The 14,221-nt window shown below is 50.9% G+C and carries 17 protein-coding genes; 6 read left to right on the top strand and 11 right to left on the bottom strand.

Going from position 1 to position 14,221, the window contains the following annotated elements; genetic code table 11:
• Nucleotides 1-77: 77 nt before the first annotated feature.
• A complete protein-coding gene (locus CWI84_RS08525) occupies nucleotides 78-1,442 on the top strand; it encodes a Na+/H+ antiporter NhaC family protein (RefSeq protein ID WP_126842171.1) in 1,365 nt (454 codons plus the stop codon).
• On the opposite strand, the gene CWI84_RS08520 is transcribed toward CWI84_RS08525, so the two are convergent.
• The 4 genes from CWI84_RS08520 to gmk form a co-directional block, all read right to left on the bottom strand.
• Nucleotides 1,439-1,831: a RidA family protein gene (locus tag CWI84_RS08520; RefSeq protein WP_126842170.1), complete on the bottom strand. Its 393-nt coding sequence runs from the start codon at nucleotides 1,829-1,831 to the stop codon at nucleotides 1,439-1,441. The genes CWI84_RS08525 and CWI84_RS08520 overlap by 4 nt on opposite strands.
• Nucleotide 1,832: 1 nt before the next feature.
• Nucleotides 1,833-3,938, bottom strand: a complete 2,106-nt coding sequence (gene spoT / locus CWI84_RS08515) for a bifunctional GTP diphosphokinase/guanosine-3',5'-bis pyrophosphate 3'-pyrophosphohydrolase (protein WP_126842169.1) — start codon at nucleotides 3,936-3,938, stop codon at nucleotides 1,833-1,835.
• A gap of 124 nt (nucleotides 3,939-4,062) precedes the next feature.
• Complete coding sequence (gene rpoZ, locus CWI84_RS08510) at nucleotides 4,063-4,335, bottom strand: DNA-directed RNA polymerase subunit omega (protein WP_126842168.1); 273 nt, start codon at nucleotides 4,333-4,335, stop codon at nucleotides 4,063-4,065.
• A gap of 41 nt (nucleotides 4,336-4,376) precedes the next feature.
• Entirely contained in the window at nucleotides 4,377-5,039 is a 663-nt protein-coding gene (gmk, locus tag CWI84_RS08505; protein ID WP_126842167.1) for a guanylate kinase, read from the bottom strand.
• Between the two features lie 155 nt (nucleotides 5,040-5,194).
• Between gmk and mntP the strand changes: the two genes are divergently transcribed.
• A complete protein-coding gene (mntP, locus tag CWI84_RS08500; RefSeq protein WP_126842166.1) occupies nucleotides 5,195-5,761 on the top strand; it encodes a manganese efflux pump MntP in 567 nt (188 codons plus the stop codon).
• Nucleotides 5,762-5,801: 40 nt separating this feature from the next.
• Here the strand turns inward: mntP and arfB are convergent, their stop codons facing one another.
• The 3 genes from arfB to CWI84_RS08485 are packed head-to-tail and all read right to left on the bottom strand — an operon-like array spanning nucleotide 5,802 to nucleotide 7,715.
• Entirely contained in the window at nucleotides 5,802-6,212 is a 411-nt protein-coding gene (gene arfB, locus CWI84_RS08495; protein WP_126842165.1) for an alternative ribosome rescue aminoacyl-tRNA hydrolase ArfB, read from the bottom strand.
• Nucleotides 6,209-7,192 carry an META domain-containing protein gene (locus CWI84_RS08490; RefSeq protein ID WP_198674501.1) on the bottom strand — a complete coding sequence of 328 codons (984 nt, stop codon included), beginning with the start codon at nucleotides 7,190-7,192 and terminating at the stop codon, nucleotides 6,209-6,211. The genes arfB and CWI84_RS08490 overlap by 4 nt, the downstream gene beginning before the upstream one ends.
• 22 nt (nucleotides 7,193-7,214) lie before the next feature.
• Nucleotides 7,215-7,715: a DUF1543 domain-containing protein gene (locus tag CWI84_RS08485; RefSeq protein ID WP_126842214.1), complete on the bottom strand. Its 501-nt coding sequence runs from the start codon at nucleotides 7,713-7,715 to the stop codon at nucleotides 7,215-7,217.
• A 170-nt stretch (nucleotides 7,716-7,885) separates the two neighbouring features.
• On the opposite strand from CWI84_RS08485, the gene pgsB reads away from it, so the two are divergent.
• Genes pgsB through pgsW form a run of 3 tightly spaced genes read left to right on the top strand, consistent with a single transcriptional unit; the run spans nucleotide 7,886 to nucleotide 10,855 of the window.
• Nucleotides 7,886-9,118: a poly-gamma-glutamate synthase PgsB gene (gene pgsB / locus CWI84_RS08480; protein WP_241968761.1), complete on the top strand. Its 1,233-nt coding sequence runs from the start codon at nucleotides 7,886-7,888 to the stop codon at nucleotides 9,116-9,118.
• Entirely contained in the window at nucleotides 9,115-9,693 is a 579-nt protein-coding gene (gene pgsC, locus CWI84_RS08475; protein WP_126842163.1) for a poly-gamma-glutamate biosynthesis protein PgsC, read from the top strand. The genes pgsB and pgsC overlap by 4 nt, the downstream gene beginning before the upstream one ends.
• Nucleotides 9,694-9,703: 10 nt before the next feature.
• The gene (pgsW, locus tag CWI84_RS08470) at nucleotides 9,704-10,855 is read left to right on the top strand and encodes a poly-gamma-glutamate system protein (RefSeq protein WP_126842162.1); all 1,152 of its coding nucleotides are present in this window, start codon (nucleotides 9,704-9,706) and stop codon (nucleotides 10,853-10,855) included.
• Here the strand turns inward: pgsW and CWI84_RS08465 are convergent.
• Nucleotides 10,852-11,832 (bottom strand): LLM class flavin-dependent oxidoreductase, encoded by a 981-nt coding sequence (locus CWI84_RS08465; RefSeq protein ID WP_126842161.1) that lies wholly within the window; start codon nucleotides 11,830-11,832, stop codon nucleotides 10,852-10,854. The two genes, pgsW and CWI84_RS08465, sit on opposite strands and share 4 nt — an antisense overlap.
• A 103-nt stretch (nucleotides 11,833-11,935) precedes the next feature.
• Between CWI84_RS08465 and CWI84_RS08460 the strand changes: the two genes are divergently transcribed.
• A complete protein-coding gene (locus CWI84_RS08460; RefSeq protein ID WP_126842160.1) occupies nucleotides 11,936-12,394 on the top strand; it encodes a DUF3293 domain-containing protein in 459 nt (152 codons plus the stop codon).
• A 3-nt stretch (nucleotides 12,395-12,397) separates the two neighbouring features.
• On the opposite strand, the gene CWI84_RS08455 is transcribed toward CWI84_RS08460, so the two are convergent.
• The 3 genes from CWI84_RS08455 to CWI84_RS08445 are packed head-to-tail and all read right to left on the bottom strand — an operon-like array spanning nucleotide 12,398 to nucleotide 14,112.
• Nucleotides 12,398-12,856, bottom strand: coding sequence for a GNAT family N-acetyltransferase (locus tag CWI84_RS08455; RefSeq protein WP_126842159.1), 459 nt, complete (start codon nucleotides 12,854-12,856; stop codon nucleotides 12,398-12,400).
• 33 nt (nucleotides 12,857-12,889) lie between these two features.
• Entirely contained in the window at nucleotides 12,890-13,669 is a 780-nt protein-coding gene (locus CWI84_RS08450; protein WP_126842158.1) for a dioxygenase family protein, read from the bottom strand.
• A complete protein-coding gene (locus CWI84_RS08445) occupies nucleotides 13,669-14,112 on the bottom strand; it encodes a DoxX family protein (protein WP_126842157.1) in 444 nt (147 codons plus the stop codon). Before CWI84_RS08445 ends, CWI84_RS08450 begins: the two co-directional genes overlap by 1 nt.
• Nucleotides 14,113-14,221: the final 109 nt, after the last annotated feature.

Here is a 14,221-nt window from a genome sequence, read left to right as displayed (position 1 = left end):
ACGAAATACGATTAACTGTTGCAACGCCATTTTGGGCTGTATACACTTCTGGACGTCTAAATGAATTTGGAGTCGTTATGTCGAATGCTGTTCCGCCGCGCCCTGCGCAAGAAGCTGCGAGTGCGCGTGCGCTGCTACCCCTTGCGGTATTTCTGATTTTATTCCTTGGTACAGGGTTATACTTTCAAAGTGAAGGGGTAGATTACGCCTTCTACCAATTACCGAGCCCCGTTGCCATTTTACCCGCCATCGTCTTGGGTATTTTGCTCAGCCGCCAAGCATTCGACCAACGCATTGCCACCTTTGTCTCCGGTGTGGGCGAGAGCAATATCGTCACCATGTGCTTGATTTACTTGCTCGCCGGAGCCTTCTCAACAGTTGCAGAGGCAACCGGCGGCGTCGACGCCATGGTGGCATTGGGGTTAACCATTATTCCCGCATCATTTTTGTTGCCTGGGCTATTTATTATTGCTGCCGTGGTTTCGACCGCGATGGGCACCTCAATGGGAACTCTAGCCGCATTAGCGCCGGTGGCATTGGGCTTAGGTAACGCCGCAGATATTTCGCTACCACTGCTGGCCGGTGTATTAGTCAGTGGCGCCATGTTCGGGGACAACTTGTCGATTATATCTGACACCACCATCGCCGCGACCCGTACACAGGGCTGTAGCATGCGTGATAAATTCCGCGCCAACTTAAAAATGTCCATTCCGGCTGCCATTATCACCGTGGGCTGGTTATTGTCTTACGATACCGGTAGCACGCCATTAGCGATTCCAGAAGCCAACCTATGGCTGTGTATCCCTTACTTTGCCATTATCGTATTGGCGGTTTTAGGGCTAAATGTGTTCGCGGTGCTTGGACTGGGTATTGTGATGGCCGCAGCGTTCGGAATGGTGTCGATGGATTATCAGTGGGTGAAGTTTAGCCAAGATATTTATTCAGGCTTTACCAGCATGCAGGAGATTTTCTACCTGTCACTACTTATCGGCGGGCTTTCTGCGTTAATTCGCCAACAAGGCGGATTGGCATTTCTCGCTAAAGCAGTGGAAGCGGTAACTCAGCGCTTGAGTAAACACAAGCAACGTGCTGCAGCACTGGGTGTCGCTGGGTTAACCGCACTCACCAACCTGTGCGTAGCAAATAATACCGTCAGTATATTGCTGGCCGGAGAGGTGAGTAAAAAATTAGCCGCGAAAGGCAACCTTGCAGCACGCCAGAGCGCCAGCCTATTAGACGTTTTCGCTTGTGTGGTTCAGGGCGCTTTGCCGTATGGTGCACAAGCGCTGCTGATGGGTGCGAGTTTTGGTATTTCACCACTGTCGGTAAGCTTACACAGCGGCTATAGCTTTATTCTGGCGGGGGTTGCCGTAGCGTTGATTATCTGGCGCAAACCGCTGGAAGACCGTGAGGCCCCAGCGGCTGCTGAACCGAGTGCTTAGTTAGTGCTAGGTAACTCAAGCACGCCGTCAATTTCAATCTGCGCGCCTTTTGGCAATTGGCTTACCCCAATAGCCGCGCGCGCAGGGTATGGCGTTTTGAAGAAGCTCGCCATCACTTCATTGACCACCGCAAATTCGTTCAGGTCAGTCAGGTAAATGTTCAGTTTCACCATATCCTGCAACTCACCACCTGCGGCTTGGCACACTGCCGTTAGGTTTTTAAACACTTGCTCAGCTTGCGCACGAAAATCGTTACTGACCATCTCCATGGTTTCTGGAATGAGCGGAATTTGTCCCGATAAATACACCGTAGTGCCAATTTTGACAGCTTGAGAGTAGGTGCCAATCGCCGCTGGGGCTTTATCGGTTGCAATAATTACTTTAGACATCTTATTTCCTTAAACGCGTAACGCGCTGTACATCTGGCATCTTGCGAATATGACGGATCACATCAGCAAGGTGCTTGCGGTTTCTAATGGTTAACGCCACATCAATAAAATAAATATTCGAATCGATTTCTTCCGTTTTTAGGCTGTCGATATTACAGCCAGTCGCCGCAATGGAGGACGTCAGTTTAGCCAGTGCGCCTTGGTGATTAATAATCTCAATCCGCACTTCTGAAATAAATTCTGCTTCGGGTTTGTTATCCCACTCTACAGGGAAATAACGCCCCGGCTCTTCTTCAAAACCGCGCACGTTCTTACACTCGCGACGGTGAATGACTAGACCCTTACCTGGGCTAACGTGAGCAATAATATCGTCGCCCGGAATCGGTCGACAGCACTTAGCAAAAGTCACCAACAAGCCTTCAGCGCCTTTAATGGCTAAGCTCTTTCTCGAAGGCTCATCGTCTTTCAGGGTCGAGAGTTCGCCCAGCAAGCGTTTTGCTATCGCCACCGACATCATATTGCCCAGCCCAATTTCGCGCAGCAATTGATCTAACGAGTCCATCTTGGTTTCTTTTAATACCCGCCCGATTTCGCTCTGCGGGATATTGTCATAACTGACTGGGCCGAGTGCCGAACGCAGCAGACGTTCGCCCAATTGCTGGGCTTCTTGGGCTTCTTGGCCTTTCAAGTATTGGCGAATCTTGGCGCGCGCTTTTCCGGTGACCACAAAATTTAGCCAAGCGATGTTGGGGCGCGACCCTGGCGCCGTTTTAATTTCTACCGTCTGCCCGGTTTCTAGCGGTTTACTCAATGAGTAGGTACGGTGATTAACCCGTGCTCCAATGCAGGTGTTACCGACATCGGTATGCACCGCATAGGCAAAATCGACAGCGGTTGCGCCCTGTGGCAATTCGGTGATGCGCCCATCGGGACTGAATACGTAAATCTCTTCCGGAAACAGCTCCGATTTAACGTTCTCAATGAATTCGAACGAACTGCCCGCGCTTTGTTGTAATTCCAGTAGCGATTGCATCCACTTCCGTGCCCGCACTTGCGCCGTAGTGCCGCTGTCCTCGGTATTTTTATACAACCAATGGGCAGCAACCCCTCGGTCCGCCATCAGGTTCATTTCTTCGGTACGAATTTGCACTTCTACCGGGATCCCGTGCGGACCTTTTAGCGAGGTATGCAATGATTGGTAGCCATTCGACTTTGGAATAGCAATGTAGTCCTTGAAGCGTGTTTCGATGGGTTTATAAAGGTTATGCAATGCACCCAACACCCGATAACAGGTATCAACGTCGGCAACGATCACACGAAAGGCGTAGATGTCCATCACTTGTTCAAAGCGCAGTTCTTTATTCAGCATCTTGCGGTAGATACTGTGTAAATGCTTTTCTCGACCCAGCACGCGTGCTTCAATTTTATTGCCGTCTAAACGCGCCGTGATTTCGCCTTTCACCCGCTCTACCAATTCACGGCGGTTGCCCCGGGCTTTTTTCACCTCAGACTCGAGTAACCGTGCGCGCCATGGGTATAACGCCCAAAAGCCCAGATGCTCGAGCTCATTTTTTATGTCATGGATACCCAAGCGATGTGCTAATGGTGCATAAATCTCTAGGGTTTCGCGGGCAATGCGGCGGCGCTTATCGGGGCGCAGGTGCTGAATGGTTCGCATATTGTGAGTGCGGTCAGCCAGCTTAATAAGAATCACACGAATGTCTTGCACCATCGCCATGATCATTTTGCGATAGTTTTCTGTTTGTGCTTCTTCTTTTGAATTGAACTGCAGTTTATCGAGCTTAGAGACCCCTTCAACCAGCTCGGCAATGGTATGGCCAAACTCTTCGGCTAGGTCTTCTTTGGTGACCTCGGTGTCTTCAATCACGTCATGTAGTATGGCGGCCATCAGCGTTTCATGGTCGAGGCGCATTTCTGCCAACAAACCGGCAACAGCAACCGGGTGAGTGATATAAGGTTCACCGCTGCTGCGCTTTTGCTCAATGTGCGCGTCATTCGCCAATAAGAAAGCTTGGTAGACACGTTCCACCTGCTCTTGCGGCAAATACTCGCTAATTTGTTGACGTAAACCTTCGAATAAATACACCAATAGACTCCAGCCACCTAGGCTCGGTTAAATAGTTAGGGGGTCTATGTCACAGAATACGGTGATTACTTGCATTTGCCAACGGTCAGGACAACCGTTGGCAACACAAGGGGTATGCAAGGCCTTATTCGATACCACGCAAGGTATCGACAGCACGAAGCTCTTCTGCTTCTTGTTGCTGTTGAGCTAAACGGTCTTCTTCGTCCAAGCGTGCAGCGTCTATTTTGCCATTTTCAATTTCACGCAAGGCGATAACTGTTGGCTTTTCGTTCTTGGTTTCGACCAAAGGCTCTTTGCCTTGGACAGCCAATTGACGCGCTCGACGGGCGGCGACCAAAATCAGGTCAAAACGGTTACCAATGCGATCAACCGCATCTTCTACAGTGACGCGAGCCATGAATTACTCCCAATCCAGCGTTTACAATAAATAATTAAGGGTCAAGAATTATACGGAAAAGCAGCGCTTGATCCAAGCAGATCTTTTAAGGTATCGGCGTAACGAACCTGTTGCAATGGCATACGGTGCCGGTGAGCCATCACGATATGTTCAAATTCATGCAGAGTTTGGTCAAAATCGCCGTTCACCAGGAGATAATCGAATTCGTGATAGTGCGACATTTCTGACTGTGCTTTCGCCATACGTTTGGCAATAACCTCGTCACTGTCCTGCCCACGCGAGCGCAGGCGCTGCTCCAGAGCCGTTAAACTCGGCGGCACAATGAAAATTGAGCGCACTTCTGGGTAGGCTTCGCGCACTTGCTGAGCGCCTTGCCAGTCGATGTCCAAGAACACATCAATACCGCGCTGTAGGGTATCTTCAATCACGCTACGAGAAGTGCCGTAGTAGTTATCAAACACCTTCGCCCATTCGTAGAATTCGCCTTCGGCAATACGTTTTTGAAAGGCGTCTACGCTAAGGAAATGATAATGCACGCCGTCTTGCTCACCAGGGCGTGGCGCGCGGGTGGTCGAAGACACTGATACCTGCATCGAGCCATCGTTGTGGCGCGCCAAAAGGGCACGGATAAGGCTGGATTTTCCTGCACCGCTTGGTGCGGCGACAATAAATAAATTACCTGGAGCGACGGTTTTGGTTGCCATACTCGTTGGTTAATTCCTTGAGTTAATGGCAACAAATCATAGCATGACAGTTTCAGGCTGGCGATAGTGTTTGCTTGCAGTTCGCTTCTGGCGGTGGTAATTTTTCGCGCTTTCGCCCTTAGCCTTTTTTTCTGCAGCACGTTTTAAGGTCATTTATGCACATTGTTTCGTTGTTATTTATCGCCCTAGCGATGTCGACCGACGCCTTTGCTGTTGCGGTCGGTAAGGGTGCAGCCCTGAAAACACCGCGGCTTAGTTTGGCACTTCGTACTGGGCTGCTATTCGGTGTAGTAGAGGGCTCAACGCCAGTGATTGGCTGGCTACTCGGCCGTGGGGCGTCGCACTGGGTCAGCGAGTGGGATCACTGGATAGCCTTTGCACTATTGGTAGGCTTGGGCCTGCGTATGATCAAAGAGAGCTTTAGCGAAGACGACGACGAAGACGATAAACCTCGAGCTGCCCACGCCAGCCTGCCTATTTTACTGCTAACCGCGGTTGCCACCAGCATTGATGCCCTCGCGGTGGGTATTGGTCTTGCCTTTGTTGATGTAAACATTGCATTGGCGGCGCTACTGATTGGTTGCGCGACGTTCATTATGGTCACCATTGGCATCATGCTCGGACGCTATATCGGCGGCTGGGTTGGCAAACGGGCGGAGCTGGTCGGCGGTTTGGTGCTGATCGTTATCGGCGCCAGCGTGTTGTACCAACATATCGGCTGAGGCTGCACTCAACACCGCGCAAGAGCACGCGGTAACGGGGCTAAAGCGGCTTTTTCCGCAGTGCCTTCTTTTCGCCCCGTTGCTTTTTACTTTCCACTCGACGACGTTGGCTGGCCTTAGTGGGTTTGGTCGCTATGCGCGTTTTACGTTGTACCGTAACCGACCGGACTAGCTCGACAAACTGTTCTAACGCCCGTGCTTTGTTATCGTGCTGGCTACGTGTTTCTTGGCACTTGATGATAATTTTACCGGCAGCAGTGATGCGATGGTCGACCTTATTCAGTAACCGTTGTTGGTAAAACTCTGGCAGCGACGATTGGCGAATATCGAATATTAACTGTGCCGCACTAGCAACCTTATTCACATGCTGCCCACCCGCACCACTAGCACGGATGAATTGCCAATCGATTTCACTGTCGGGTATCTGTACGCGTTGTGAAATCTCGATCATTCCGCGGCCTCGCTGACCAGACGTAACTGGTGCCCGCGACCGTCACTCAACACCAGCTTACCGTAATCGCTAAAATTCATCTTTTGGGTGGATTCCAAGCGCTTTAAAAACCCTTGTTCGGCGGTCATTACGGCTTCGGGACAATCTTTCCGCGTCGCGATCAATGGTCCTATGCTGAGCGTTTGCCCCTGAACTTTGTAACGTCCGCGGAATGCATTACAGCCAGCATTGCCGGTCACACGGCCATCTAGGGTAAACTGCAACCAAGCTTCGCTATTAGAATCGTCAGCCGTCGCTTCCGGTATCCAATGTGTGCCGAGTAGCAACTCGTCCGTCTCCCCCGCACAGCCTTGGTATTGCTGCTGTTGGTAATTAAATTGCGCGCGGTACGGAAACCATTGCCCGCTCATCGTGTCTTGGCAAAGTTGTTGGGTAATTTCTAGTTCGATACGTTCGTTACCCGCGCGCTGGTCATTGCCAGCCGCATAAGTCCAACGCAAGGGCTCAATGCTGCGCCGTTGCGAGTCGATAAGCGGGAAACGCCGGCTATCGTCGGGCGTTTGCCAATGCAGCTCAACCAGTGACTTATCCACTCGCCAAAACGGTTCTTGCCCACGGGCTACCAACGCATTCGGTAAAAAGTTTTTCTCCACACAGGTTGGTAACCGCTCGCCTTCAATCAGCACTAAAGCCTCATGGCCTTTATTCCAGAATTCCGTGAGTGGCTTTGTTTGGTCCTCGGTTTTATAGTGCGCCCCAGAAGCGGAAACCTGACGCGCGAGTTGATATTGCTGACCGTGATGGCTTAACAGCAGTTGTTCATCATTAGGAAAGCTCACTGTCACGGTGTCGTTGGCACAATAGAATTCAACCTTTCTGCTCGCGCTTGGCTCAGTGTGTTCCGCAGCCGGCTGACATCCCGCCAGCGCCAATCCGGCTAACATGGCCCACAGCACCATCCAACATTTATCCGTTTTCACCGTATTCTGTCCCATTTTTGTATTAACGCCCTGCAATAACCCGATAACCGAACCAGTCAGGCACTAATGCTTGCTCAATACCGTCATGATGCAATTCAACTGCATAAGACTCAAGCAGATCCACCGCTAAGCAGTCATCAACAGCGTGTAAGTTGTCTTTGTGCGGTTGTTCAAACGCTTGCGCTGGTAGCAGCTTTTGTTTAGCTTTCTGCTTGGCCTGTTCGGTAGATTCAGCCACTACCAAGGTAAAAGCGTGCTGTTCTGCCATCAACTGCGGCTGGTAACCACCCAAATTCACAAAATACAGATGCTGCTGGCTCTGGCGCGGTTGTTCACTTAGCACAATGCGATAGCCGTCAACGTGATGCACCTCCACATAGCTATCGATATGCAGGTTTTTCTGCAGCCCAAACCATTGCTGCTTAAGCTGTGGGATGGTGTCTTCGATGGTTTCGCCAACCACCAGCCGGACATCATGTAGTTCTATGTTGGCTCCTTGGGCTGTGCCACCCAAATAGACCATGAATAATTTGGCCGCCACTGGCTCACTCCTTTCGATGGTTTCGAACATTCCGTTAATTATTGCGCAAAACAGGTAAATTGAATGTAAAAGTCCCTCTTTTTATTGGCAATTTTTCGGTTTTAGGTGTTTATTTAAAGCTCTTTCGATGAAAATTTAATCAAGGGGGTCATTTGTCTATTTCAGACTTATTGGTGTTCCCGGGCATCCCTCCCACCCTAGCGGTAGTGATCGGCGTTTGGCTAGTGCTAATCGTTTTAGGCTTAGGGGAAGCTTGGCGCCACCGGCTTATCTTACAGAAAATTCCAATTCGTGTGCACGTGAACGGCACCCGTGGCAAAACCAGTGTTACCCGGCTGATTGCGGCAGGCTTGCGTGCTGGGGGCATGAAAGTGTGCGCAAAAACCACGGGGTCCGCTGCAGCGTTGACCGACCCGCAAGGGCGAGAGTTCCCCATTTTTCGTATTAGTGGCGCAAATATTATTGAGCAAATGCGTTCCCTTAAGCGTATCGCCAGCCTCAAGCCCGATGCCGTAGTGATTGAATGCATGGCACTGCAACCGCAGTACCAATCGTTGAGCGAATTAAAGATGGTGCGTTCAACCGTTGGTGTGATCACTAATGCGCGAGCTGACCACTTGGACGTGATGGGGCCAGGCGAAGAGGATGTTGCCTTAGCGCTCGCTGGAAGTACCCCAGTGAAAGGCCATTTATTTACCGCTGAACGTGACTTGCTGAATATATTCGAGCACTCCAGTAAAAACCGCCGCTCGCAACTGCACGCGGTAGAACTGAATGAGGTCGATGCCATCAGCGAAGACATGCTGAAACGCTTTACCTATTCAGAACACGCCGAAAACGTGGCGTTGGCACTGAAGGTATGCGAACACCTAGGGGTGGACAGAGAAGCTGCGCTGCAGGGCATGACCCAACTCGAACCAGAAGCTGGCGCGATGCAGATTCTGCATATCAATTATTTTCAGCGCGACATTGTTTTTGCGAATGCGTTTGCCGCCAACGATCCTGAATCTACTGGGCGTATTTGGACCCAAATGGTGGAAAAGTATGGTGAAAACCGCAAAAAAGTGGTGCTGATTAATTGTCGTGTTGATCGTCCCAACCGTTCCCAGCAAATGGCGCAAGCGGCGGTCGAGTGGCCGCTGGCTGACCGCTATATTTTGATGGGCTCAGGTACCCTGCTATTTGTTCGGGAAGCCATTAAAAAAGGCTTAGATCCTAACCGTATTCTGGTCATGGAAGGCGCAGAAACCACCGATATCACCGAAATGATCCTGGAAGAAAGTGGCAAACGCGCACTGGTTGTTGGCGTTTGTAATATCCATGGCGGCGGCGAAGAAGTCGCACGCTTTTTCCAAAACCGTGCGCTGAAAGAGGAGGAGCTATGATTGCTCTGAATATTCTGGCCGTCGCCATCGGCGTCGGGCTTTTCTTCACCTTGTTGATCAGCCAAGCCTTAGGGTTGGCGGCAGGGGGATTGGTCGTTCCCGGTTACGTTGCACTGCAGCTTACCGACCCATTAAGCGTAGTCATTACCCTTTTCGCAGCCTTCGTAACGTTTTTGATTGTGCGCATGATCGCTAGCTACGTGGTGATTTATGGCCGCCGCCAAACCATCATCATGATCTTAACCGGTTACCTGATTGCTGGCCTGATTGATCTTTTCCTCGGTAGTTTGGTGACGTGGGTAGACTTAGAAATGGTCGGCGCCACCGCGGGCGACGCCGAAGCACAAGTCGCAATGCTGGAATCAACTACGCTAATGACCATTATGGAAACCAGTATTATCGGTTACATCATTCCTGGCTTGATCGCCATCTGGTTTGATCGCCAAGGGGTGTTACAAACGCTCTGTGGTTTAGCAGTAACCGCTGTATTGGTGCGTTTAGCACTGATCGTGCTTATGCCTGAAGCACTGGGTGCTTACGAGGCATCAAAAGCCTTCCACATGCCAGGTTGGTAAGGAGAGTATTATGAGCAGTTTTACCAAAGTTTATTGGCGTTCAACCGGGGTACCGGCGTGGGGCCTAATTTTTCTTATTATTATTGCAATTGCAGCTTTACTGGCGGCGGAGAAATTACAAAAGCGTAACCCCATAGTGGAGCAAAATTACTCCACCATGATCACCGCAGCGACCACCATGCGCCAAGCCATGGACGTGATTAAGCCTATCCGTGCAGGCATGGAACCGATTAACCCAGTGACCGATCCACAACGTTCTGGCTTGGTCGGTATTTCGAACAGTATTGTGACCAGTAATCACGGCGGCAAAACCTCTAAGCAGACAACAGTGAACCCAAACTGGGCCGCCGTCGCAGTGAAACTGATGGCAGAAGCTGGCGTGCAGAAAGGTGACCGCGTGGCGGTTACGGTATCTGGTTCATTCCCAGCGATTAATTTGGCGGTCTATTCAGCCATTGAAGCCATCGGTGCGAAACCGGTGATCATTGCCTCAGCAACCTCATCGCAGTGGGGAGCTAACGTGCCCGGGTTATTGTGGATAGATATGTCGCGCAAACTGCGCGAGAAGGGCATTTTGCACCACAAAGAAACCGCCGTGTCATTGGGCGCTATTGAAGACCGAGGGGTAGGCATTGATGACCAAGGTATCGAATCGGTTAAACGCAGCATTAACCGCGTCGGCACGGAATTTCTGTATCCACGCAACTACCAAGAAGCGGTGGCAAAACGCATTGCGATTTTCCGCGAAGCGGCCGAAGGCGAAAAATACAAAGCGTTCATTAATGTCGGCGGTGGCGCCACCATCGTTGGACCGCCAGGAATCGATGATCAATTTCACAATGGTTTGATTTACGATGCCTCGTCACGCGCCTTTGCGGTAGACACGGTAATGGGTTACTTCCTGCAAGAAGGGATTCCCGGCATCCATTTTATTAATATCAAAAACCTTGCCGACGAATACGGCTTGCCTATTGCGCCAGCAGAGCCAGTAGCAGTGGGTAATGGCGGCATCTACTCTGCCAGTAGTTACCGCCGTTGGTTAGCAGCAGTATTAGGGCTTGCGCTGTTTGGCATGACTTGGTTAATCGTGCGCTCAGCGCGAATCACCAGTGTTTGGCGCCGCAGCCATGACCACAACAAGAGCGTTCGGCCGATGGTTTAATCGGCCAACGCTTGTGCCGCAATAGTGAGGCTGCGTTTACGCGCTTCATGGTCGTAGGCATGGCAAGTAAGCATGACTTCATCAATGGCGTGTTGCTCGGTGAAGTTGTGCAACTGCTGCTTCACTTGCTGTGGATCGCCCACCGCAGAGTATTTTAACGCATGGTTTGCCGCCGCCAGAATCATTGGATCGAACAACGTGGTGATGTCGTCTACCGGTTTTGGCAGCTTACCAGGGTTGCCCTGCCGTAGCGCCACAAACTGCTGCTGCATAGAACTCATCAGTTGCCGCGCTTGCTGTTCAGTGTCGGCAGCAAAGACGTTCATCACCGCCATTGCATAAGGCTCGGACAAATACTGTGATGGCCGGAAGTTCTCGCGATACGCCTGCAACGCAATGTCTAAATAGTCGGGCGCAAAGTGCGACGCGAAAGCATAAGGTAACCCCATATGTGCCGCTAACTGCGCCCCAAACAAACTGGAGCCTAACAACCACACCGGAATATGCGAGCCTTGCCCAGGGGTTGCGGCAATCGCTTGTTGCGGCTCAGCATCACCGAGGTAATGCAATAGTTCAGCAACATCATTGGGGAACTGCTCCGCCGCCTCAACACTGCGGCGTAATGCGCGCAGCGTCTGTTGGTCTGTGCCCGGCGCTCGGCCTAAACCCAGATCGACGCGGTTAGGGTAAAGCGCATTCAGCGTGCCGAATTGCTCGGCAACCACCAGCGGCGCATGGTTAGGTAACATGATGCCACCGGATCCAATGCGGATTTTATTGGTACGGCTACCCACGTAACTCAATGCCACGGCGGTTGCGGCACTGGCAATACCCGGCATATTATGGTGTTCTGCCATCCAGTAACGGTAATAACCCAATTGCTCAACATGCTGAGCAATGTCAGCCGCGTGCTGCAAGGCAACCGTAGCATCACTGCCTTGATTGATGGGGGCGAGATCGAGCAACGAAAAGCGCATACTGGACTCCGATTTACTGACAAAAAATACTTTTTACATACAATAGTGTATCAAAAGCACTGGCACGGGTAGAGCCCTTTAATAAAGGAAATTGCTATCTATTATGACGCAATCATCTAACATTCGTTGGCTAAATAAGCACACGGCTAGAGTCAGCGACCAATTGCTTGAGGCCTATTGCCAAACCTATTACCAACTCAGCATTGCCGGGCAAACCATTGAATTACAGGTGGGCAAACCTTGCGCAGACTTGGAACGCCTGTTTGGGCATGCCTTTGGCGCGGTGATAACGGCGGTCAACCCGCTTAGCCAAGCGCTGAGTGACGACGAGAATGAACGCCGCCAACAGCAACTGCAGCAAGCCCTAACCGCCTATGCCCAATGTTGGCCTGCGGCAGCAGTCGACCCGCAACAGCAGTGGCCAACTGAACAGGGATTTTTTGTGTTAGATATTAAAGCCGACGAATTGTTAGGACTCGCACAACTCTACCAACAACACGCAGTCGTGGCGTGGCAGAGTGGTGAACCCGCGCAATTGTGGGTGTTAAGCCAGCCAGAATAATCGCTATTCGGGGCGCGGCAAGCGCATTGCCACCATCCCTCGGTCTTCGCCCGCCACTTGGTAACCTAGACGTTCGTAAAGTTTTCGCGCCGGCGTGTTGTCTGGGTAAACATTCAGAGTAATGGTATTCACTTGCGGCTCGGCAAAGGCGACCTCCATTAACGCTTGAACAAACGCTTTACCGACACCTTTGCCACGAAACTCCGCATTCACGATCAAGCAAGCAATGTGAATGGCGTCATCGACTTTATGATAGGCCTGGCCGAAACCGACCAACTCATCGCCAGCATAGAATGCGTAACTTGGCCGCTCATCGCCCTGAATTTTTTCCCAGATAGCGTCGGCACTAGTACCCAACGCAATATTGGGTCCAAACCAAAATTTAAAGGTCTGGCTGTCTTTAGCCCACTCCAGCGCCTGTTGCAAGGTATCTAGCGTAGCCGGGGCTAATCGGTAACTCATGCTGCTTTCCCAATACTGAGCAAAGCCCTCATATTACTGGTTAAAGCAAAAACCGTCCATTGCCAGCGCGCGATGCTCGATACCACCTTTTATGGTTTGTAAATGATAATCTGGCGCTGCGGCGCCCAAAGCAAACAACAGTGGTAGAAAGTGTTCGGTGGTGGGATGCGCACGCGCGGCATCGGGCGCATCATTCAATGCCCGAATCACTGCAGCGCGGTCGTGTTGTTGCAACCGCTCAGTAATCCATTGCTGAAATCGCTCAGCATAGGCTACCGGCTGTTGCGCATTAAACACCACATCCTGAAGATTGTGAGTAAGGCTGCCCGAACCGATAATTAATACGCCTTGTTCAGCAAACGTGTTCAACGCCTGACCTAGGTCGAAGAGCCATTGTGGACTGGCGTGATAGGGCAACGACAATTGTACAACCGGCCAGTCGGCTTGTGGTCGCAAGTGTAATAACGGTACCCAAACACCGTGGTCTAGCCCTCGTTGGCTATCTAAACGTGGCTGATAGCCCTGAACTTGTAAGTACTCACTCACCGCATGCGCGAGCTGAGGATGGCCTTGTACTGGATATTCCAGTTCGTACAGCGGCTGTGGAAAACCACCAAAATCATGCACCGTTACCGGTTGCGGATTAGCATTAATGGTTAATTGCTGAGACTGCCAGTGAGCGGAAACCACCACAATGGCTTTGACCCCAACTAATTGCTGACCTAACTGCGCTAGCGCCTGACCAGCCCGACCGGGCGCCAACGCAAAGGTTGGCGCTCCATGAGAAACAAATAGACTGGGTAAGCGAGCCATTAGCGCACGCCTTGGCTAAGCTTGTGATCGAGCGACCAGCGTCCACCACCACTGATAACTAACGATAGCGAAATCACCAACAACGCCAGGCCAAACTCATAACCATTGTTAGCCATAAATAAGCCATTACCAAGATGAACCGATAGAATAGCCACAACCATGGTAACGCTTAACATTAATGCCGCTGGACGGGTTAAAAGACCAAAGAAAATGGCGATACCCCCTAAAAACTCGGCGAGCCCTGCCAGTAACGCCATCAAGTAACCGGGTTCTAAGCCTACAGAAGCCATCCACTGTCCGGTACCTTCCAAGCCATAGCCGCCAAAAGCGCCAAATAACTTTTGTGAACCATGAGCAAAAAAGATAATACCCGCTGCAATCCGGAGCACTAGCGGTGCCCAACTCTCATCGGTTTTCATCGATTGTTTAATGGTGTTGATCATTGTCTTATCCTCAAAGTTGTAATGATTAAACGACTTGAACAGTTTAGAAGCTATAAAAAATAAGATAAATAACCTAAAATAAGAATCACTGTTGCATAGATTGAAACAA

Origin of the sequence: Idiomarina tyrosinivorans, from assembly GCF_003987475.1 — a bacterium.
GTDB classification, from domain to species: domain Bacteria; phylum Pseudomonadota; class Gammaproteobacteria; order Enterobacterales; family Alteromonadaceae; genus Idiomarina; species Idiomarina tyrosinivorans.
This window is presented reverse-complemented; position numbering and strand designations above follow the sequence as displayed.

Bases quoted from the DNA above. Each gene is read 5' to 3' on its own strand.
- CWI84_RS08525 (WP_126842171.1), top strand. From the start codon at position 78: ATGTCGAATGCTGTTCCGCCGCGCCCTGCGCAAGAAGCTGCGAGTGCG.
- CWI84_RS08520 (WP_126842170.1), bottom strand. From the start codon at position 1,831: ATGTCTAAAGTAATTATTGCAACCGATAAAGCCCCAGCGGCGATTGGC.
- rpoZ (WP_126842168.1), bottom strand. From the start codon at position 4,335: ATGGCTCGCGTCACTGTAGAAGATGCGGTTGATCGCATTGGTAACCGT.
- gmk (WP_126842167.1), bottom strand. From the start codon at position 5,039: ATGGCAACCAAAACCGTCGCTCCAGGTAATTTATTTATTGTCGCCGCA.
- mntP (WP_126842166.1), top strand. From the start codon at position 5,195: ATGCACATTGTTTCGTTGTTATTTATCGCCCTAGCGATGTCGACCGAC.
- arfB (WP_126842165.1), bottom strand. From the start codon at position 6,212: ATGATCGAGATTTCACAACGCGTACAGATACCCGACAGTGAAATCGAT.
- CWI84_RS08485 (WP_126842214.1), bottom strand. From the start codon at position 7,715: ATGGTCTATTTGGGTGGCACAGCCCAAGGAGCCAACATAGAACTACAT.
- pgsC (WP_126842163.1), top strand. From the start codon at position 9,115: ATGATTGCTCTGAATATTCTGGCCGTCGCCATCGGCGTCGGGCTTTTC.
- pgsW (WP_126842162.1), top strand. From the start codon at position 9,704: ATGAGCAGTTTTACCAAAGTTTATTGGCGTTCAACCGGGGTACCGGCG.
- CWI84_RS08465 (WP_126842161.1), bottom strand. From the start codon at position 11,832: ATGCGCTTTTCGTTGCTCGATCTCGCCCCCATCAATCAAGGCAGTGAT.
- CWI84_RS08460 (WP_126842160.1), top strand. From the start codon at position 11,936: ATGACGCAATCATCTAACATTCGTTGGCTAAATAAGCACACGGCTAGA.
- CWI84_RS08455 (WP_126842159.1), bottom strand. From the start codon at position 12,856: ATGAGTTACCGATTAGCCCCGGCTACGCTAGATACCTTGCAACAGGCG.
- CWI84_RS08450 (WP_126842158.1), bottom strand. From the start codon at position 13,669: ATGGCTCGCTTACCCAGTCTATTTGTTTCTCATGGAGCGCCAACCTTT.
- CWI84_RS08445 (WP_126842157.1), bottom strand. From the start codon at position 14,112: ATGATCAACACCATTAAACAATCGATGAAAACCGATGAGAGTTGGGCA.